This is a genomic window from Haloarcula rara, from assembly GCF_029338235.1.
Lineage (GTDB): Archaea > Halobacteriota > Halobacteria > Halobacteriales > Haloarculaceae > Haloarcula > Haloarcula rara.
This window is the reverse complement of record NZ_CP119785.1, coordinates 1,408,745-1,425,521: the sequence shown is the minus strand read 5'-3', so window position 1 is coordinate 1,425,521 and position 16,777 is coordinate 1,408,745. Positions and strand designations below refer to the sequence as shown.

Genomic DNA, 16,777 nt, shown 5'->3' with positions numbered 1-16,777 from the left:
GGGGTAGTTTACGCCGGCTGCTCGACGCCAAGCTCCTCGAGCAGCGTCCGGGCGGCCGCGGCCGAGGAGGGCGGACCCCGTGCCGTGACGAGGTCGCCGTCGACGGTGACACTGGTGTCTGCGTCGAGTTCGGCGTCCCACTCGCCCCCGGCGGCTTTCACCTCGTCCTCGACCCAGTAGGGGAGCTTGCGGCCGTCGGGCATCCGGTCGTTCTCGTCGACGATGCCCTCCTCCCACGCGTTGGGGAAGCCGGTGACCGAGCGCCCGTCGACGATTCTGTCGCCGTCGCTGCCCCAGGTGAACCCGAGAATCCCGACAGCGTGACAGACGACCATCGCCTTGCCGTCGTCGCCCTCGACCGCGTCCCGCAGCAGCGCCCGGGCGTGTCGGTCCTGGTTGACGTCCCACTCGGTCCCGTGGCCGCCCGGGAAGACGACGGCGTCGTAGTCGGCGGCGTCGACCTGCGCGATAGGCGTCGGGTCGTTCAGGCGCTCGTCGTTCTCGTGGACCGACAGACAGCGCTCGGCGGTCTCCTCGCCGACCTCCTCGGGGTCGACGGAGCGCTCGTCGATGACCGGCGGGCTGCCACTCGGTGTGGTGACCTCGATGTCGACGCCCGCGTCAGTGAGCGTGGTGAGCGGCTCGATACATTCCTCGCCCCAGTAGCCTTCCTCGCTGACTACGAATAGTGCAGTTGTCATCAGTACCGAATAGGCGAGCGAGACGGATAAACGGAACAACCGGCCGCCCCGTCGTGACACTCGTCAACACGCTCGCCGGCCGCCTGCCCGTCCGCCGGCGCCGCGGCGGAAACGCTTAACCACTCTCAGCGTCAACAGCCGAACACACGGTACCAACCGTCCGACTTTCTACAATGGCAGATATCGAAGAGAGCGTCTCAGGATTCAAGACACACGGCGGCTGGGTCGACGTTGTCGAGCACGGCGAGCGCATCACGCAGGCACTACAGGATGTGCTGGGCGACGAGGAGGTCGACGCGGATATCGACGACGCCGCCCTCGAGGAGTTCGACGACTGGCGACCCAAGACCCACGAACGGCTCGACGAGGACGTCAACGAGAAGACGGCCGAGCAGGCAAGCGTCGCCGAGGGCAAGGGCGAACAGGCCGGCAAGGAGCCCGACGAGGACCTCCAGAAAGCCGGCGAGAAACTTTCGGAGTCCTACGAGAACCTGGACGAACCCGACGAGGCAATCGACAAGTGGGGCGAGTCAGTCGATTACGTCGCTCGCGCGGCCGACTCGGCCGGACGGAAGGCCCTGCGCAAGGTCGAGGACACCGTCTACCGCAACGTGATGACACAGATCGCGCCCTACTACTTCGACAACCCGCTCGTGAGCGCGAACCTCCGCCGCATCGGCGACGAGGAGGACCCGGAGTACGTCTTCGAGGTCAACGTCAACGACGACGACCTGAAGGTCCGAGTTTCGAACCGGCTAGCCGACTTCGACTCCGACGTCGACCGCTGGCACGTCGACACCGAGAAGGTGACCGAGGCGGCCGAGGCCGCCGAGGGCGTCGACGCGGTCGAACCCGGCGAGGACGGCGACCCCAACACGAACTAGCGGCCTAGGTCCGCCCCCGAAACCGCTGTCGGAGCGCTGGCCCCGTCCACATGAGGGCGCCCGAGAGCACCAGCAGCGGGAAGAGAACGGTCTGGACGGCGAGGACGGCCGCCGGTGCCGTCCGCAGCGGCGAGTAGACGAACGCACCCAGCCCGACCGAAAGCAGGAGGTGCAGCGTCCGCTGTGTCGAGCGGCGTCCGAGCGGGCTCACGCCGACACACCCCCGGCCGGCATCTGTCGCCCAGTTACGCCACCGACTCCTCGCCCAGCAGGAACTGCCCCATCACCCGGGCGACGGCGCGGCGGATGGTCTCGCTGGCGGTCGACTTGTCCACGTCGAGGGTCTGGGCGACCTCGGCGAGGGTGGCGCCCCGCGGGACCTCGAAGTAGCCCAGCCGGAGCGCGGTGGTGGCCGACTCGCGCTGGCGTTCGGTCAGCAACGCCCCGTCGTCCGTCGCGTGGACGACCGAGAGCAGCTCGTACTCCTGCTCGCCCGCCTCGAGCGCGTCGCCGAAGGCCTCGAACTGCTCGCGTGTCGCGGTGAGGTCGAACTCCATGACGCCGTTCTGGACGACGATGGGGAACTCCGGCGGGAGCGAGGACGACCAGAGGAACTCGTAGAGGCGCTGCTCGCTGGCCTCGTACTGGGCGATGGCGCGCCCGTCGCCGCTCCAGAGGGGCTCGTACGCGGAGATGTCCGGATGGTTCCTGATGGCCGCGACCACCGGTTCGGGGTCGTCGGCCCGGACCTCGCCCAGTTCCAGTGCTCGGTCGCCCATGGGGACGCCGGTCAGCAGGCGCAGCGTCGCGTCCGGGAACCGCCCGGACACTGCCGTGACCCACATCCCCTCCTGCAGCGCCAGGCGGAAGCGCGCGCGTATCACGACGCGCTCCCCCGCTTTCGCTCTCTCGTGGCCATCGCTGTCGGCTGTTCGACCCGCCCTCGAATAAACGTCGGGCCGGTCGCCGTCGGGACGAGCGCCTCGCTGGGCTATCGGTCATGCTGTCTCCCTGTAGTACGCGACGGCCGCGTACAGTGAGCCGAGACAGACCGACGCGATGAGCGCGAGCAGGACGGTAAAGGCGAGATAGCCAAGCGTCGGGTCGGCGTATGGCAGTATCACGTCGCCCGGTGGCTCGATGGCCCAGGGGCTGACGTGTAAGTACGCCAGCATCGCCGTACTGAACGCGAAAAACCCAGCCCAGTACCGGTTGCCGGCCCGGCCCGACAGCGTCAGGGCGAGTCCGACGGCGATGAGCGGATAGATGGCGAGGCTGTACGTGAAGGCGTTGACGTGGCTCGTTATCGGCCAGCCGACGTGGTTACCCCTGACGATGTGGTCGACGTGGTGGGCCAGCCCCAGCAGCGTCGAGACGGCCATCGTCAGGTAGAGGCCACGCGAGACGGCGACGCTATCTGCCGTCCGGGTCGTCGAGTCGTCTGATTGCTGCATACTACCGGCGACGCCCGACAGGGAGTTGTGATTTTGACCAACATGTTGGGCACAGCTGCCGGCTCTGGCATGACACGTGTTTACATACCCCTCTACTTCGACTGGAGGTTCCACGGCGAATCGGCGTCCGGCGGTCGCGGCGATGCCGGAAACAGCCGCACCCGGCCCGTTCCCGTCAGTCGAACCCTGGCACCAGCGACCGCGGGAGGCGGTTCCTGATGCCGTCGACTGGCATGGCGTCGTCGAGCTACTGGCCGACCGCGGCGTCGACCGGTCCGTCGTCGTCCCGCCCGCGGGCACCCTGGCGGGGTTCGTCGAGCGCATCCACCCCGAGGCCGAGACGGTCACACTCGCCGCGCCGGCCTGCGCGGCCCGGCTGTGACCGCGCTTTTCGCTCGCTCACCGCACGTGTCGAACGGTAGGCTCATGGGGCGGAAGTGCAAACGCCGCTATAGATGGTAGCGACGAGTGTGATTGTGACGCTCATCGTAGCGTCGGCGGCGAGTCTGTTCATGGCGTGGGCAATAGGGGCCGGTTCGTCCGGCTCGACACCCTTTGCCCCGGCGGTCGGAGCCAACGCGATATCAGTGATGCGGGCGGGCTTTTTCGTCGGCATCCTCGGGCTGGCCGGCGCGGTGTTGCAGGGCGCGAACGTCACCGAGACCGTCGGTGGCGGTCTCGTGCTGTTCCCGGACGGCGGCGGTCTCTCGGCGATAGCGGCCATCGTCGCGCTCGTGACGGCGGCCCTGCTCGTCGCTATCGGTATCTTCACGGGCTACCCGATTGCGACGGCCTTCACCGTCACCGGTGCCGTCGTCGGCGTCGGGCTGGCGATGGGCGGCCAGCCGGCGACGGCCAAGTACATCGAGATTGTCTCCCTGTGGGTAGCTACTCCCTTCGTCGGCGGCGGTATCGCCTACGCGACAGCGTCGCTGCTGCGCCACGAGTCCGTGGCCGAAGACGTGAGCGTCCCGGTACTCGGGGGGTTGGTCGCCGCGCTGCTTGCGAACGTCCGCTTTGTCCTCCTGGCGCCCGGTTCCGACCAGGCCTCCGTCGCGCGGGCGGTCGGCCGGGCGCTCGGGACGCCGATACTGCCGACGATAGCTGCCGTCACCCTCCTTTCGGCGCTGGTCGGTGGCGGCCTGCTCTACCGGGACGTGCGCGCCGACCCCGCGGCCGGGCAACGGCACTTCCTGCTCGTGCTCGGCGGCCTGGTCGCCTTCTCGGCCGGCGGGAGCCAGGTCGGGCTCGCGCTGGGCCCGCTGCTCCCGCTGCTCGATTCCGGTCCGGCCGCGGTCATCCCGATTACGGGCGTGCTCCTCTTTGGCGGGCTCGGCCTGCTCATCGGCTCCTGGACCGGCGCGCCGCGGATGATAAAGGCCATCGCACAGGACTACTCGTCGCTTGGCCCCCGGCGCTCTATCGCCGCGCTCATCCCGAGTTTCATCATCGCGCAGTCGGCCGTCTTCTTCGGTCTCCCGGTCTCGTTCAACGAGATTATCGTCTCGGCTATCGTCGGTTCCGGCGCCGCCGCCGGCGACGGCGAAGTCAGTCGCGGCAAGATGGGCAAGACGGTGCTTGCGTGGCTCGGTTCGCTCGTGCTCGCCTTCGCGCTCTCGTACGGTGTCTTCTTCGCCGTCGACTCGCTGCTCTGAGGCTGGCTATCGCTACTGCTCTGGGGCTCACTTTGCACCACGGGTCACTCCGTTCCCCGTTCCGTTACGAGGACTTCTTTCGGTCTGGTCCTTGCTGCGCTCACCACATCGCTTTGTCGAGGTTCTTCCCTACGGTCAGAACCTCGCTATTCGACCTGCGCTTCCTCGGCCTCGTCTTCGTCGAGGTCGAGCTTGAGGATGCGGGCTTTCATGATGCGGGTGTTCTCGACCTGCTCGATGCGTATCTCGACGCCCTCGTAGGTGATGGTCTCGCCTTCCTCGACGAGTCGGCCGGCGCGGTTGAAGATGAAGCCGGCGATGGTCTCGAACTCCTCGCCCTCCGGTAGTTCGAGGTCCAGCGCCTCGTTGACCTCCTCGATGTTGACCTCGCCTTTGACGGTGACGGTGTCGTCGCCGATGTACTCGATGGGCTCTTCCTCCTCGCCTTCGAGTATCTCGCCGACGATCTCCTCGGTCAAATCCTCCATCGTCACGAGCCCCTCCGTCGTCCCGAACTCGTCGATGACGATGACCATGTGCAGGCGTTCGGCCCGCATCTCCGTCAGCAGGTCGTCGACGTTCTTGGACTCGGGGACGTGCAGGGTCGGCTCGATGAGCTCCTCGAGGACGATGTCGTCGGCGAACTTCTCGCCGTAGTCTAAGTCCCGGACCAGGTCGCGGATGTGGACGACGCCGATGACGTTGTCCAGGCTCCCCTCGTAGACGGGCAGCCGGGCGTGGCCGCTCTGGATAGCCGTCTCGAGGGCCTCGCGGACGGAGGCGTCCTTGGCGACGGCGGTCATGTCTAGTCGAGGGGTCATCACCTCCTTGGCGATGGTGTCGTTGAAACGCAGCGTGCGCTGGAGCATCTCGCGTTCCTCTTCGTCTAAGACTCCCTCGCGTTCGCCCGTCTCGATGATGTCCTGTATCTCCTCGCGGGTGACGTAGGAGGTCTCGATGGCCGAGCGGCCGCCGGTTATCTTGTTGACGATGCGGGTCAGGTAGTCGAAAAAGAGGATGAGCGGGAGCAGGACCTTCTCGGATGCTTTCAGCGGCTTCGCGATGCGAAGCGCCCACGACTCCGTGTTCTCGACGGCGTAGCTCTTGGGGGCGCTCTCGCCAAAGAGCAGGACGATAGCGGTGATGCCGAACGTCGCCGCCAGCACCGCCTGCCCTCGCGAGAGGTAAAAGCCCAGGAGTCCGGTCGCGATCGAGGACATCGCGATGTTGACGAGGTTGTTCCCGACGAGGATGGTCACGAGCAGGCGGTGCGGGTCGGCCTTGAGCTGCTGGAGGGTGCGCGACCCCGGCACGCCGTCTTCGACCAGTGCCTCGGTTCGGTGGGCCGGCAGCGAGAACATCGCGATCTCCGAGGAGGAGAAAAAGGCCGACAGGACGATGAGGAGGAGTATCGTGGCGATGCCGCCGACGAGGACGGCACTCTCGGGGACGGCGACGCCGACGACGTCGAACGTCTGGAGCGCCACCGCGGGCAACGTGACCGCCATGGGTAAGGCCATCAACAGTCCGAGTTGTCATCGCCGGGGATTAAGCCTTGTCGTCACCGATGGCGAAGCGCTTACCAGCGTCTCGCCCCTACTCGCGGCCGTATGAGCGAGCCAGCCATCACACTCTATCGACTGCAGGCCTGCCCGTTCTGTGAGCGGGTCGTCCGGATGCTCGACGACCTCGGCCTCGACTATCGGTCGCGATTCGTCGAACCGATGCACTCCGAACGTGACGTGGTCAAGCGACTCACCGGCAAGCGCACCGTCCCGGCTATCGTCGACGAGGAGACCGGCGTCACGATGAGCGAGAGCGCCAACATCGTCGCGTATCTGGAGCGGACGTATGGACAGGACGCCGGCGTCGACGCGGGGGCCGCCTGATGGTCGAGCTGGATTTCGACGTGGTGGAACTCGGGCCGGCCGACCACCCGGCGGTCGGCGAGACCGCACCCGACTTCACGCGACCCCTTGTCAACGAGGAGTACTGGGCGGACGTCTCGCTCGCCGAGGTCTGTGCCGACAGCGACGATCCTGTCGTCCTCATATTCCACGCCATGGACGGGGCGTTCCCGGCGACGTACCTCTGGAACGAGGTCCGGGACCGGGCGTGGCACGAGGGCGCCACCGTCGTCGGTCTCTCCATCTCGACGCCCTACGCGCACAAGGACCTGCTGGCCGAGCGGGGCATCGAGGGGCAGGCCCGGCTGTTCTCGGACCCGAAAAACGGCGTCGCCGAGGCCTACGGCATCGACATGGAACTCGACGGGATGGCGGGCGTCGCCGAGCCACGGCCCGCTATCTTCGTCCTCGATTCGGACCGCACCGTCGAGTACGCGTGGGTGGGCGAGGAGTGGCCCGCGTTCCCCGACTACGACGACGTCGAAGCACAGCTGTGAGCGACGAGTTCGAATCCGGAGACGCCATCGACGCGGCGACCGCGGCCATCCGCGACGGTGACCTAGTCATCTACCCCACCGAGACGGTGTACGGGCTGGCCGGGGACGCCACTGACCCGGACGCCGTCGAGCGGGTGTTCGAAGCCAAGGGCCGCTCGCGGGACAAACCGCTGTCGATGGCGGTCCCGGACGTAGGGACCGCGCTCGCGTACACCTGTCCCACGGAGCGCGAGGAGCGGTTCATGCGCGAGTTTCTCCCCGGCCCCGTCACGGTGGTCGTCGACCGCTGGGAGGCCCTCCCCGACGGTCTGACGGCCGGGAAACCGAAGGTCGGCATCCGGATTCCGGACCACCCCATCGCGCTCGCTCTCCTCGAGGCAGCCGGGGCCGTGACCGCGACCAGCGCGAACATCTCGGGGAATCCCAGTGCTACCGCCGCCGACGAGCTGGACGACATCACCGAGATGGCGGCCGTCGTCCTCGACGGCGGCGAGACCGGCGGGACCGGCTCGACGGTGGTGGACGTCGAGGCCGAGACGATTCACCGACGCGGCGCGAACGCCGACGCTGTCGAGCGCTGGCTCGACGAGTAATAATCGCGCGCCGGCGACGCGTCCGGCCCTACGTTTCGACCGGGACGGCCTCGTCCGACTCGATCCAGTCGCCCCCACCGTGCTCGCCGTAGACGAGCGTCCGCTCGCCCGCCCCGCGGTTGTACTGTGCCGAGTGGTAGCCGCCGAACGGTTCCCACTGCCACCCGCGGGACGTGTCGACAGCCGTCGAGTCGGCGAGTCTGGACGCTATGGACGCGGGCGAGGCGATGGCAGATAGCGGGACGGCCGTCACCGCGCCGGCCGCGGTCACGGTGACGCAGTAGCCCGCGTAGGGGAAGGCGACGTCCTGGCCGTCCTGGTCGTATTCGAGATAATCGGCCAGACACTCCGCGTCGACCGCGTCGTGGAGCGGCGGGAGCTCGAGCGGGTCGACGCCGGCGCTCCCGGCGACGGCGGTGACGACATCGGCCGCAAGAGAGGCGCTGTCGGGCGTTTCGTTCTCCGCTCGGTTCGTGGTGGGGTCCATGCTCTAGTAGAGGCTATGGTGGGGTGTAGTGTTTTGCGCCATTGATATCGCCACCGCCGTGGCGCGATACTCGCTGTCTCAGTGTGGCAGTCGTTCGCTCGGTGGCCCGGAGCGCTCCGATCACAGGAGCGAGCGAAGCGACCGCGTCCTGACGCCACACTGCTCGCGGTAGTCGCAGGGTCCGCACTTGGCGTCGTTGGCCGTTCTGGCCGGTGGGCCGTCGATGCTCTCTGCGACCCGCAGCGCTCGCCGGTACTGGCCGGCCCGTCGCGCCGTCACGCCGACCGACCGGACGACGCCGTAGGTCGGATACTCCGCGAAGGCCCGTTCGACCGGTCGTTCGCGCTCCCAGGACAGCGCCTTCGCGGCGGCGACCAGCCGGACGGATTGTGGCTCCCAGACGCCCTGTTCGGGCGGGCGCCCGGCGAAGACCAGCGACGGGACCGTCCCCTCGCCCGTCGCGACGAGTTTGTGAGCCATGCCGCGGGCGTCCTTGCCGGCGAGATAGACGTCCGTCTCGGCGGGGTCGGCCAGCCCGTCCCAGGCATCGAGTCGCTCACGGGCCCCCCGAAGCCGCTCGCGAACGGTCGCCGGGTCGGGTTCGATGGGTGCGGAAAGCAGCGCCGCGTCGTCGGTCAGCAGTCGCTCGTACTCGCAGGCGAGCCGGCGTATCCGCTCGATGTCCTCGGGGACCTCGGGCGGGCCGTCCCGCCGGCGGTAGTAGAGCTTTCGCGGGCAGTAGGCCGCTGTCTCGAGGTCGCGGAACGTGTGGTCGGCCATGGACCGGGCTGGTTCCGGTATCGGGCAAAAAGGTTCGGAGCGTCGCTACATCGAGACGTCGGCGTCCGAATCCAGCGAGTCGATGTCCTCGGTGGCCTCGTCCAGTCCCGTCTCCTGGACGCCGGCGGTCATGTGTGTGGCCAGTCCTGCCTCGGTCAGTGCGTCCTCGAACTCGCTGGTGAAGCGGTGGCTCACGCCCCGAGCGGCAGCCTGGGCCTCGACCACGCGTCGGTAGCGGGACGCGGTCTCGGCGTCGGTGTCGAACGCCGCGGCCAGCTCCTCGTCGGTCGCGTCTCCGCCGACGACGCGTTTCCGGAACGCGGTCACGTCGAAGTCGGCGTCGTCGTCGGTCTCCCGCAGGAGATGCAGGTCGAGCCGGGCTTCGACGACCGTCGACTCGTCCACACCGAGTTCCTCGGCAAGCGCCGCGTCCTCGTGGCCCGCGTAGAACCCCCGGACCAGCCCTACCAGTGCCGGGTCGTCCAGGGCCGTCCGGAAGTCGTACCGCTCGCGCATCCGCGCGACGGTCTCGCCCAGCCGCTCCTCGACCGTCGCCTCGTCGGTATCGGTCAGCGACCCCCGCCCGGCCGCCTGTGACTCCGTCACCGACGCCTCGTCGGAGACGTCCATGAAGATGTCTCGGAGCTGTTCGGTTTTCTCGTCCATCCAACCCCGAGGCTACCACGTCGACGTATATAGCTGTTTGGTGGCCCGGCGAGGGTCCGTCTCGGAAAATATTGTCTTTCTGGACTAACGACCGACTCAGCGTCAATATTCACCACTACCCGTCTGCAGACACTTTTTCTAAGGTATGGGGTAGTCAACAGAAGCGCAAAGGTAATCTATCACGTCACTAATGCAGTAGTCATGACCGAGAGGACCTTCACGAGACGGACGATGTTACGGCGGAGTCTGGCGACGGCTGGCGCCGGGGCGCTGGTCGGTGCCGCCGGCTGTTCGAGCATCCCGAATCCGCTGGGTGGTAACACGCCGTACGCGAACTGGCTCCCGGTTCCAGACGACATCAGTGACGACGACCACTACAGCTTCACCTACCTCAACCTGGACGATATCGAGTCCAACGAGGACGAACTGGACGACGAGAGCTTCGACACCTCGAACTTCGAGGGGACCTGGGCCCCCGTAGATATCGACTGGGAGGACGTTTCGGGGGTGACGACCATCGGAATCGGCGGATTCTTGGGACTCGGTGGACTCATCGTCGAAGCGGAGTTCGACCGGGACGACGCTATCTCGGACCTGGAAGACGAGGATTTCGAGGAGGACAGCGAACACGAGGGGTACACTCTCATGCTCGGTCCGGAGGAGTCACAGGCGTACGCCGTCGGTGACGGGGCCCTCGTGTCGGCACCTGCGTCGGAGGGTGACACAGGGACCGTCGAAGCTATCGTCGACGCAAAGACCGGAAACGGCGACCGCTACGGCGACGAAAACGACGACATGGGAGAGCTCATCGACGCGCTCGGTGGCGGAACGATAATCGACGGGCGAACCATGGACGAACCGGACGAGGCCGAGCCGGCCGAGGGGACCTTCGACGCGATGGTTGCCAGCGGGCAGCGGGCGAAGATTAACGGGGAGAGCACCGACCTGAAGCACGTCGTCGTCTACGAGAGCGAAGACGACGTCGACACGGACGACCTAGAGGAGTGGGTCACTGAGAACGACGGTGACGACGGACAGTTCGAAAACCTCGAGGACATCAGCTACGATAGCAACGGTCGGAAAGGCATCATCACCGGAACGGGCGACACCGACGAGCTATAGCTCGCTGGCCTCGTCGCCGTATCACAAACATCAATTGCCTCGCAGTTTTCTCAGTGCCTATGTCCGGCGGCAATCTGACGAGGCGCGCCCTGCTCGCCCGGAGCGGAGTCGCCGCTGGCGCCGTGGTGGGGACCGCCGGCTGTTCGAGCCTGTTCGGGTCCGACAGCGACGATACGACCGTGTTCACCCAGTGGCTGCCGGCGCCGGCCGCCCTGAACAACGCCGACCACTACCGGTTTGACTACTACGACGTGGCAACGCTCGCGGCCAATCGGGACAGCCTCGGGGGCGAGCCCACTGTCTTCGAGCAGACGTGGCAGCCGGTCGGGCTGGGCTGGGCCGACGCGACGGCCGTCGTCACCGTCGACTCGGTCGACGTCGTCACCGGCGAGTTCGACCGCGAGGCCGCCGTCTCGGACTTGCGCGGGGAGGGGTACGACCGCGCCGGCGAGTACAAGGGGTACGTCCGCTATCGCAACCCCGAGACGGGGCGGGTCTTCGCGGTTACCGACGGCACGATGCTCGTCTCGGCGGTGGACCGGTACGCCCCCGACGCGGTCGACCCGAGCGACCGCCTCCAGACGGTGGTCGACGCTCGGACCGGCGACGTCGACCGGTACGCCGAGGCGAGCGAGGACATGGGCGCACTCGTCGAGGCGCTGGGGGCGGGCACGCTGGTCCGCGGGACGGCGATGGACGACCCCGACGCGGCCGCGGCCAGGAGCGGCCGATTCGAGAACCTGGTCGCCGAGGGCGCACGGAGTGTCCTCGACGGCGGGACTGTCGAGGAGACGTGGGTCTACCTCTACGACCGCCCGCGTGACGTGGACACGGCGACGCTCGAACGGTACGTCGAGGAAAACGATGACCGCTCCGGGGGCGTGGACGCGCAGTTCGCGGCGGTCGAGGACATCTCCTACACACAGGAAGGGCGCAAGGGTATCATCACCGGGACGCGGGATGCCGCCGAGTACTACGACTAGAGCAGTTCGAGCACGCCCATCGCGGTCCCTGCGAGTACCAGTTCGAACGAGAGGGTTCCCAGCGCCGAGAGTGCGACGAATCGGCGGGTCGTCATGCCCGCCACCCCCGCGGGCACGGTCAACATACCGCGAGTGAAAAGCAGTGTGTTGCTCACCGGGACGGCCAGGACGCCGTACCTGTCGAAGGCCTCGCCGAAGCGGTCCAGCCGCGCCTCTTCGACCCGAAACCACGGCCGTTCGAGCAGCCACTCCCGGCCGCCTCGCTTGGCCAGCAGGAACAGCGTCGTCTGCCCGACGGTGGCGCCGACGACGGCCACCGCCAGGATAGCGCCGACTGTCGGGACGTGGTACCCCTCGGCTCGCCCGGCTAACACTGTGACCGCCGCCGGGACGAGCGCCTCGCTGGGGGCGAAGTAGAGTAACATCGCTCCTTCGAGGACGAATACGAACAGGAGCGCCACCAGTCCGTACCGCCGAAGCAGCGACTGGGCGTAGCTGGTGTCGCCGAAGACGTACAGCGCGATGCCCGCGACGCCGAGTACGGCAAAGAGCCCGGCGACGACCAGGAGCCCGTAGTCCTCGACGAACACGCTGACCGGACTGCGGCTCGTGGCGGGTGCCATCGTCCCAAACATATCCTGACGGCGACATATTACTTGCGCTCCGGACAGCGGTGGGTTCATGGCCCTCAGGGTCACAGAGTCGGATATGGATATGACACGTCGCCCGCGCCGGCTCCGGACCGACGGCGTGCGGCCCCTGGTGCGTGAGACCGAGGTATCGGCGTCGGACCTTATCGCCCCGGTGTTCGTCGACGCGACGACCGACGAGCGGGTCCCGATAGAGACGATGCCGGGCCACGAGCGGGTGCCGGTCGAGCAGGCCGTCGCCCGCGTCGAGGAAGTGCTCGAAACCGGTGTGGAGGCCGTCATGGTCTTCGGTATCCCCGAATCGAAAGACGAGCGGGGCTCGCGGGCCTGGGCCGAGGACGGCGTCGTCCAGGAGGCGGTCCGGCGTATCGCCGAGGCGACCGACGCCTACGTCATCACGGACGTCTGTCTCTGTGAGTACACGAGTCACGGCCACTGTGGCCTCCTGGAGGACCACGCACAGGTTGACCCCGACCTCACCGTCCGCAACGACGAGACGCTCGACTTGCTCGGGAAGATTGCGGTGAGCCACGCACGCGCGGGAGCGGATATGGTCGCGCCCTCCGGGATGATAGACGGGATGGTCGCCGCGTTACGGGCGGCACTGGACGCCGACGGCCACAGCCAGGTGCCCATCATGAGCTACGCGGCCAAGTTCGAGTCGGCCTTTTACGGCCCCTTCCGGGACGCCGCCGACGGCGCGCCCGCCTTCGGCGACCGACGGCACTACCAGATGGACCCCGCTAACGCCCGCGAGGCCCGCCGCGAGGTCGAACTCGACGTGGAACAGGGCGCGGACGTGCTGATGGTCAAACCCGCCCTGCCGTATCTGGATGTCGTCGCGCAGGTCCGCGAGGACTACGACCACCCGGTCGCCGCCTACAACGTCTCCGGGGAGTACGCAATGTTACACGCCGCCGCCGACAAGGGGTGGCTCCAGCTCGAGGCGGTGGCCTACGAGTCCCTGCTCTCCATCAAACGGGCCGGGGCCGACCTCGTCCTCACGTACTTCGCCGAGGACATCGCCGACCGGCTGTAACGCTACTGTCCGGTCGAGACCGATTCCAGCTCCCCGACACCATCGGGCACGAGCGGAGCGCAACAGTCGACGGACGGGAGCCACAGCTCGATGACGGTCCACCCGCCGACCCGTTCGTACTGACACTCGCCGCCAGCGGATTCCGCGACCCAGCGGGCAAGCCAGAGCCCGAGGCCGGAGCCGTGTTTGAGGCTGGTGATGTCCTCGTCCTCGAAGACGGCCGCACGCTCCATTGGTGCGATTCCCGGGCCATCGTCGGCGACGCGGATGGATGTCTCGTTGCCCTCGTTGTCGACGGTGACGCGGATATCGGTCCCGGCCGGGGTGTGGACGACGGCGTTTTCCACGAGATTGTCGACCGCGTCGTACACCGCAGTGCCGCCGGTCACCGGTGCCGAATCGGGGACGTCCGTCTCGATCCCCTGCTCGGGGTACGTCGCCACGACTGACCGGACCAGCTCTGCCGCGTCGACGTCCTGGTCGCTGTCGCTGTCGAGTGCGACCTCGAGGGCTCGGGCCTGTTCGCTGACGGAGCTGAGACGGTCGGTGGTCGAAAGAATCCGTTCGGCGGCCTGGCGCTGTTCCGGCCCATCGGCTATCTTGCGGATATGGTCGGCCATCCCGGCGACCACCGTCAGCTCGTTTCGAAGGTTGTGTCGCAACACGCGATGGAGCACCTGTAGTCGCCGGCGAAGCTGCCTGTCGTCGGTCACGTCAGTGTAGATGGCGAACCCACAGCGCCGGTTGTCCGCCGTCTGGTACGACAGCCCGCGATAGAGGAAGGCCCGCTTCCCGTCGACCGTCTTTCGGGTAATCATCGCCTGGTTGGTCTCGCCAGCCGCAGTCCGCCGGTCGTAGTTGGCCGCCTCTTCGGCGTCTTCCTCCGGGACGATGAAATCGTTGAGCGATTCGCCGTTGACCTCGTCTTTGTCGTAGCCGAACGTCTCCACGAACGCGGTGTTGACCGCCCGAACGACCGGCTCCATATCGACGATCTCGAACGAGACAATCGCGTCGGTCGACTGTTGGAACAGGTGTCGGTACCGCCCGTCGACGTCCGGCTGTTTCCGGACTGTTCCGATGACCCGCTGGCTCCCCGTGGCTGCGAACTCGACAGTTGCGGGGACGGAATCGCACTGTTTCACGAGCGTGAGATAACGGCGGCGTGACACCCCCGCCCTGGCCGTCTGGAGCTCCGAGATGACGGCGGCGATACCACTGCTGTCCTCCGTCTCAAGCACCGTATCGACCGGCCTCCCGGCGAGTGCGCCGGGCGTCGTATTCAGTCGGGACGCGAACCCCTCCGTGGCAAACGAGATTCGAGAGTCCCCATCGACGGCGAACATCACTGGCTCCCGACTCGGAGGAACGGCGGGTTCGAGAGGGTCGTGACGGGCCGTCGCTCCCCGTCTGCGCCGAACGTCGCCGTGGCGAGTTCGACGTACGCTCGGCCGTCCTCCCGCCGGAGCGAGACAACCGTGTCCGCCGAACCGCCGTAGAACGCGGCTAGCGTCTCGGGGACCGGATCGTCCGCGATGACGTTCAGCACCGTATCGTCCGGCTTGAACACGCCGCTGTCGTTCTCGTACCGGGCCTCCCGGGCCGCCTGCTCGCCGATGGTGGCGACTTCCCCCTCGATGTTTCCGACCACGAGTAGCGGGTCGTCGCGCCGGCTGACGGTCGTTTCGTTGACCACGCCCAGCGAACTGCTGCCGAGGTCGAAGACGTTGTATCGGTCGGCCCAACTGTCGAACGCGTCGAGGATGAACAGTCGGTCCTCCGCGAGGGCGTCGTCGAGCGTCCCGCCCGTCGACGCGATGGCCGCGGCGAGGGTCGTTCGGTCGAGCGTCGGCGTCGGCGTCAGCGACACCGCCGTTCCGGCGGCGAGCGCCGTCGCACAGAGCTGGGCCAGCGCTCCGTCGACCGGGGTCTCCGGGTCGTACCGGACGACTGCCTGTCCGCCGACGACGAACCCGCCGTCACAGAGCTCGTCGAACCCCGGTACCCCGCTCTCGAGCGTCGGCTCGTCGGCCATCGCCGAGCGCCGGTCGGCGTCGACGGCGGCCAGCACGTCGTCGATTTCCCCGAGCATATTCGTCTGTTCTGAGCGGGCGTCTCGAATCGATGCGAGGTCGTCGTCGATGGCCGTCGCACGGTCGGCAAGCGTCTCACACCGCTGTGCGATGGCCTCGCTCGTACTGGCCTGTTCGTCGGTCGCTTTCGAGACCGAACTGACGCCCTCGGCGGTTTCGGTAACCGTCTCCGCGACCGCGTCGAGACTCGCCATGGCCTCCGATACCTGTTCGGCCCCGTTGTCGATCTCTAGGGCAGCCGATTCGAGCTGTTCGACCGTTTCGTCCGTCGCCTCCCGGACCGCATCCAGCGCGGCATCGATGTCGTCCGCCTGCTCCTGTGACTCGGCGGCGAGCTGTTTGATTTCGTCGGCGACGACGGCGAACCCGTCGGCGTCAGTGTCGCTGCGGGCAGCCTCGATGGAGGCGTTCAGCGCGAGCATGTTCGTCTGGTCCGCGATGCGGTCGATTCCGGCCAGTGCATCGGCGATGCGGTCGATCCGCTCTCGGAGCGCGTCGACCTCCTCGGCGACGACCTGACTGACTTCCCGGACGTCGCCCATCGTCTCCATCGCATCCTGTGCGGCCGCACGGCCCTCTGCGGCCTCGGCGCTTGCCCGCTCGCTCTGTTCGCTGACTTCGTTGGTGGTGGCAGCGATCTCTTCGATCGTCGCCGAGAGCGTCGATATCTCTTCGACGACCCACTGTGCGTCGGCCGCCTGCTCGCTCGCACGGTCGTCGATTGCAGCGAGTTCGTCGTCGACCGTCGCGGAGGTGGTCTGAATCACGTCGAGAGCGCCCTGCGCGTTCGCGACCGTGCGGTCTCCGGTGGCTGCTTCGGCGGACTGTCGGAGGCTGTCACGCATTCCCGCAACTTTCCTCCGAAGTCCGACCCTGTTCAATTAACAGCTGTCGACGACAACACAACGCGCGTCCATATACTCTCGTCATTGTACGGAATATTCAATTACGCCGAGAATTATAATACTAATGGGTGATAACGGTCCAGTTTATTGACTGTATACGGCCTATTCCGGGACAAACTTGGTAATATCTAGCAAAAATTTGTTTACGGACGTTCAATCGCCCAGCTAATTAGCGACTGAAATCTTGACAGATGCCAAATTTATCTGCAACGGACATCCCACTTCACGCACGCGACCCTCGTCATGCTGGACCGGCTCGGTGCGCTCGAACGTGTCCCGTACCACAACCGGCCTGCCGGTCAAGTGACAGTAGTCTCTCACGGCTCCGGCATCTCGTCGCTGGTGGGGCGGCTGGGCACAG

20 protein-coding genes are annotated in these 16,777 nt (G+C 66.9%); 9 read left to right on the top strand and 11 right to left on the bottom strand.

The genetic code is table 11. From position 1 onward, the window contains the following. Positions 1–8: 8 nt before the first annotated feature. The gene (locus P1K32_RS07565) at positions 9–701 is read right to left on the bottom strand and encodes a type 1 glutamine amidotransferase domain-containing protein (protein WP_276252063.1); all 693 of its coding nucleotides are present in this window, start codon (positions 699–701) and stop codon (positions 9–11) included. Between the two features lie 173 nt (positions 702–874). Between P1K32_RS07565 and P1K32_RS07560 the strand changes: the two genes are divergently transcribed. Then, a complete protein-coding gene (locus P1K32_RS07560) occupies positions 875–1,585 on the top strand; it encodes a DUF5828 family protein (RefSeq protein ID WP_276252062.1) in 711 nt (236 codons plus the stop codon). A gap of 4 nt (positions 1,586–1,589) precedes the next feature. On the opposite strand, the gene P1K32_RS07555 is transcribed toward P1K32_RS07560, so the two are convergent. The 3 genes from P1K32_RS07555 to P1K32_RS07545 form a co-directional block, all read right to left on the bottom strand. Beyond that, positions 1,590–1,796 carry a hypothetical protein gene (locus P1K32_RS07555; RefSeq protein WP_276252061.1) on the bottom strand — a complete coding sequence of 69 codons (207 nt, stop codon included), beginning with the start codon at positions 1,794–1,796 and terminating at the stop codon, positions 1,590–1,592. Positions 1,797–1,830: 34 nt separating this feature from the next. Continuing rightward, positions 1,831–2,469 carry a helix-turn-helix domain-containing protein gene (locus P1K32_RS07550; RefSeq protein ID WP_276252060.1) on the bottom strand — a complete coding sequence of 213 codons (639 nt, stop codon included), beginning with the start codon at positions 2,467–2,469 and terminating at the stop codon, positions 1,831–1,833. 114 nt (positions 2,470–2,583) lie between these two features. Beyond that, positions 2,584–3,039 (bottom strand): hypothetical protein, encoded by a 456-nt coding sequence (locus tag P1K32_RS07545; protein ID WP_276252059.1) that lies wholly within the window; start codon positions 3,037–3,039, stop codon positions 2,584–2,586. A gap of 142 nt (positions 3,040–3,181) precedes the next feature. On the opposite strand from P1K32_RS07545, the gene P1K32_RS07540 reads away from it, so the two are divergent. Together P1K32_RS07540 and P1K32_RS07535 are read left to right on the top strand one after the other, a co-directional pair. Next, complete coding sequence (locus P1K32_RS07540; RefSeq protein WP_276252058.1) at positions 3,182–3,421, top strand: hypothetical protein; 240 nt, start codon at positions 3,182–3,184, stop codon at positions 3,419–3,421. Between the two features lie 73 nt (positions 3,422–3,494). After that, positions 3,495–4,694 (top strand): inorganic phosphate transporter, encoded by a 1,200-nt coding sequence (locus P1K32_RS07535; RefSeq protein WP_276252057.1) that lies wholly within the window; start codon positions 3,495–3,497, stop codon positions 4,692–4,694. A 146-nt stretch (positions 4,695–4,840) separates the two neighbouring features. Here P1K32_RS07535 and P1K32_RS07530 read toward each other — a convergent pair whose 3' ends face one another. Further along, positions 4,841–6,214, bottom strand: coding sequence for a hemolysin family protein (locus P1K32_RS07530; protein ID WP_276252056.1), 1,374 nt, complete (start codon positions 6,212–6,214; stop codon positions 4,841–4,843). A gap of 90 nt (positions 6,215–6,304) precedes the next feature. Between P1K32_RS07530 and P1K32_RS07525 the strand changes: the two genes are divergently transcribed. Genes P1K32_RS07525 through P1K32_RS07515 form a run of 3 tightly spaced genes read left to right on the top strand, consistent with a single transcriptional unit; the run spans position 6,305 to position 7,691 of the window. Further along, positions 6,305–6,583 (top strand): glutaredoxin family protein, encoded by a 279-nt coding sequence (locus tag P1K32_RS07525; RefSeq protein WP_276252055.1) that lies wholly within the window; start codon positions 6,305–6,307, stop codon positions 6,581–6,583. After that, positions 6,583–7,098, top strand: a complete 516-nt coding sequence (locus P1K32_RS07520) for a redoxin domain-containing protein (RefSeq protein ID WP_276252054.1) — start codon at positions 6,583–6,585, stop codon at positions 7,096–7,098. The genes P1K32_RS07525 and P1K32_RS07520 overlap by 1 nt, the downstream gene beginning before the upstream one ends. Beyond that, complete coding sequence (locus P1K32_RS07515; protein ID WP_276252053.1) at positions 7,095–7,691, top strand: L-threonylcarbamoyladenylate synthase; 597 nt, start codon at positions 7,095–7,097, stop codon at positions 7,689–7,691. The genes P1K32_RS07520 and P1K32_RS07515 overlap by 4 nt, the downstream gene beginning before the upstream one ends. Before the next feature lie 28 nt (positions 7,692–7,719). Here the strand turns inward: P1K32_RS07515 and P1K32_RS07510 are convergent, their stop codons facing one another. The 3 genes from P1K32_RS07510 to P1K32_RS07500 all read right to left on the bottom strand — a co-directional run bounded on the left by P1K32_RS07510 (position 7,720) and on the right by P1K32_RS07500 (position 9,624). Further along, positions 7,720–8,178, bottom strand: coding sequence for a HalOD1 output domain-containing protein (locus tag P1K32_RS07510; protein ID WP_276252052.1), 459 nt, complete (start codon positions 8,176–8,178; stop codon positions 7,720–7,722). A gap of 120 nt (positions 8,179–8,298) precedes the next feature. Next, positions 8,299–8,958 (bottom strand): CRISPR-associated protein Cas4, encoded by a 660-nt coding sequence (locus tag P1K32_RS07505; protein ID WP_276252051.1) that lies wholly within the window; start codon positions 8,956–8,958, stop codon positions 8,299–8,301. Between the two features lie 45 nt (positions 8,959–9,003). Next, complete coding sequence (locus P1K32_RS07500) at positions 9,004–9,624, bottom strand: conditioned medium-induced protein 4 (protein ID WP_276252050.1); 621 nt, start codon at positions 9,622–9,624, stop codon at positions 9,004–9,006. 201 nt (positions 9,625–9,825) lie between these two features. Here P1K32_RS07500 and P1K32_RS07495 point away from each other — a divergent pair, with 201 nt between their 5' ends. Together P1K32_RS07495 and P1K32_RS07490 are read left to right on the top strand one after the other, a co-directional pair. Further along, positions 9,826–10,746, top strand: a complete 921-nt coding sequence (locus P1K32_RS07495; RefSeq protein WP_276252049.1) for a hypothetical protein — start codon at positions 9,826–9,828, stop codon at positions 10,744–10,746. Between the two features lie 59 nt (positions 10,747–10,805). Continuing rightward, positions 10,806–11,729, top strand: coding sequence for a hypothetical protein (locus P1K32_RS07490; RefSeq protein ID WP_276252048.1), 924 nt, complete (start codon positions 10,806–10,808; stop codon positions 11,727–11,729). On the opposite strand, the gene P1K32_RS07485 is transcribed toward P1K32_RS07490, so the two are convergent. After that, complete coding sequence (locus P1K32_RS07485; protein WP_276252047.1) at positions 11,726–12,352, bottom strand: DedA family protein; 627 nt, start codon at positions 12,350–12,352, stop codon at positions 11,726–11,728. The genes P1K32_RS07490 and P1K32_RS07485 overlap by 4 nt on opposite strands. 85 nt (positions 12,353–12,437) lie before the next feature. Between P1K32_RS07485 and hemB the strand changes: the two genes are divergently transcribed. Further along, on the top strand, positions 12,438–13,418 hold the full coding sequence (gene hemB, locus P1K32_RS07480; RefSeq protein ID WP_276252046.1) for a porphobilinogen synthase: 981 nt from the start codon (positions 12,438–12,440) through the stop codon (positions 13,416–13,418). A gap of 2 nt (positions 13,419–13,420) precedes the next feature. On the opposite strand, the gene P1K32_RS07475 is transcribed toward hemB, so the two are convergent. After that, positions 13,421–14,764 (bottom strand): PAS domain-containing sensor histidine kinase, encoded by a 1,344-nt coding sequence (locus tag P1K32_RS07475; RefSeq protein WP_276252045.1) that lies wholly within the window; start codon positions 14,762–14,764, stop codon positions 13,421–13,423. Further along, positions 14,764–16,356: a methyl-accepting chemotaxis protein gene (locus tag P1K32_RS07470; RefSeq protein WP_276252044.1), complete on the bottom strand. Its 1,593-nt coding sequence runs from the start codon at positions 16,354–16,356 to the stop codon at positions 14,764–14,766. Before P1K32_RS07470 ends, P1K32_RS07475 begins: the two co-directional genes overlap by 1 nt. Positions 16,357–16,777 lie beyond the last annotated feature (421 nt).

Bases quoted from the DNA above. Each gene is read 5' to 3' on its own strand.
- P1K32_RS07535 (WP_276252057.1), top strand. From the start codon at position 3,495: ATGGTAGCGACGAGTGTGATTGTGACGCTCATCGTAGCGTCGGCGGCG.
- P1K32_RS07485 (WP_276252047.1), bottom strand. From the start codon at position 12,352: ATGGCACCCGCCACGAGCCGCAGTCCGGTCAGCGTGTTCGTCGAGGAC.
- P1K32_RS07525 (WP_276252055.1), top strand. From the start codon at position 6,305: ATGAGCGAGCCAGCCATCACACTCTATCGACTGCAGGCCTGCCCGTTC.
- P1K32_RS07490 (WP_276252048.1), top strand. From the start codon at position 10,806: ATGTCCGGCGGCAATCTGACGAGGCGCGCCCTGCTCGCCCGGAGCGGA.
- P1K32_RS07540 (WP_276252058.1), top strand. From the start codon at position 3,182: ATGCCGGAAACAGCCGCACCCGGCCCGTTCCCGTCAGTCGAACCCTGG.
- P1K32_RS07560 (WP_276252062.1), top strand. From the start codon at position 875: ATGGCAGATATCGAAGAGAGCGTCTCAGGATTCAAGACACACGGCGGC.
- P1K32_RS07530 (WP_276252056.1), bottom strand. From the start codon at position 6,214: ATGGCCTTACCCATGGCGGTCACGTTGCCCGCGGTGGCGCTCCAGACG.
- P1K32_RS07470 (WP_276252044.1), bottom strand. From the start codon at position 16,356: ATGCGTGACAGCCTCCGACAGTCCGCCGAAGCAGCCACCGGAGACCGC.
- hemB (WP_276252046.1), top strand. From the start codon at position 12,438: ATGGATATGACACGTCGCCCGCGCCGGCTCCGGACCGACGGCGTGCGG.
- P1K32_RS07520 (WP_276252054.1), top strand. From the start codon at position 6,583: ATGGTCGAGCTGGATTTCGACGTGGTGGAACTCGGGCCGGCCGACCAC.
- P1K32_RS07500 (WP_276252050.1), bottom strand. From the start codon at position 9,624: ATGGACGAGAAAACCGAACAGCTCCGAGACATCTTCATGGACGTCTCC.
- P1K32_RS07565 (WP_276252063.1), bottom strand. From the start codon at position 701: ATGACAACTGCACTATTCGTAGTCAGCGAGGAAGGCTACTGGGGCGAG.
- P1K32_RS07495 (WP_276252049.1), top strand. From the start codon at position 9,826: ATGACCGAGAGGACCTTCACGAGACGGACGATGTTACGGCGGAGTCTG.
- P1K32_RS07545 (WP_276252059.1), bottom strand. From the start codon at position 3,039: ATGCAGCAATCAGACGACTCGACGACCCGGACGGCAGATAGCGTCGCC.
- P1K32_RS07475 (WP_276252045.1), bottom strand. From the start codon at position 14,764: ATGTTCGCCGTCGATGGGGACTCTCGAATCTCGTTTGCCACGGAGGGG.
- P1K32_RS07505 (WP_276252051.1), bottom strand. From the start codon at position 8,958: ATGGCCGACCACACGTTCCGCGACCTCGAGACAGCGGCCTACTGCCCG.
- P1K32_RS07510 (WP_276252052.1), bottom strand. From the start codon at position 8,178: ATGGACCCCACCACGAACCGAGCGGAGAACGAAACGCCCGACAGCGCC.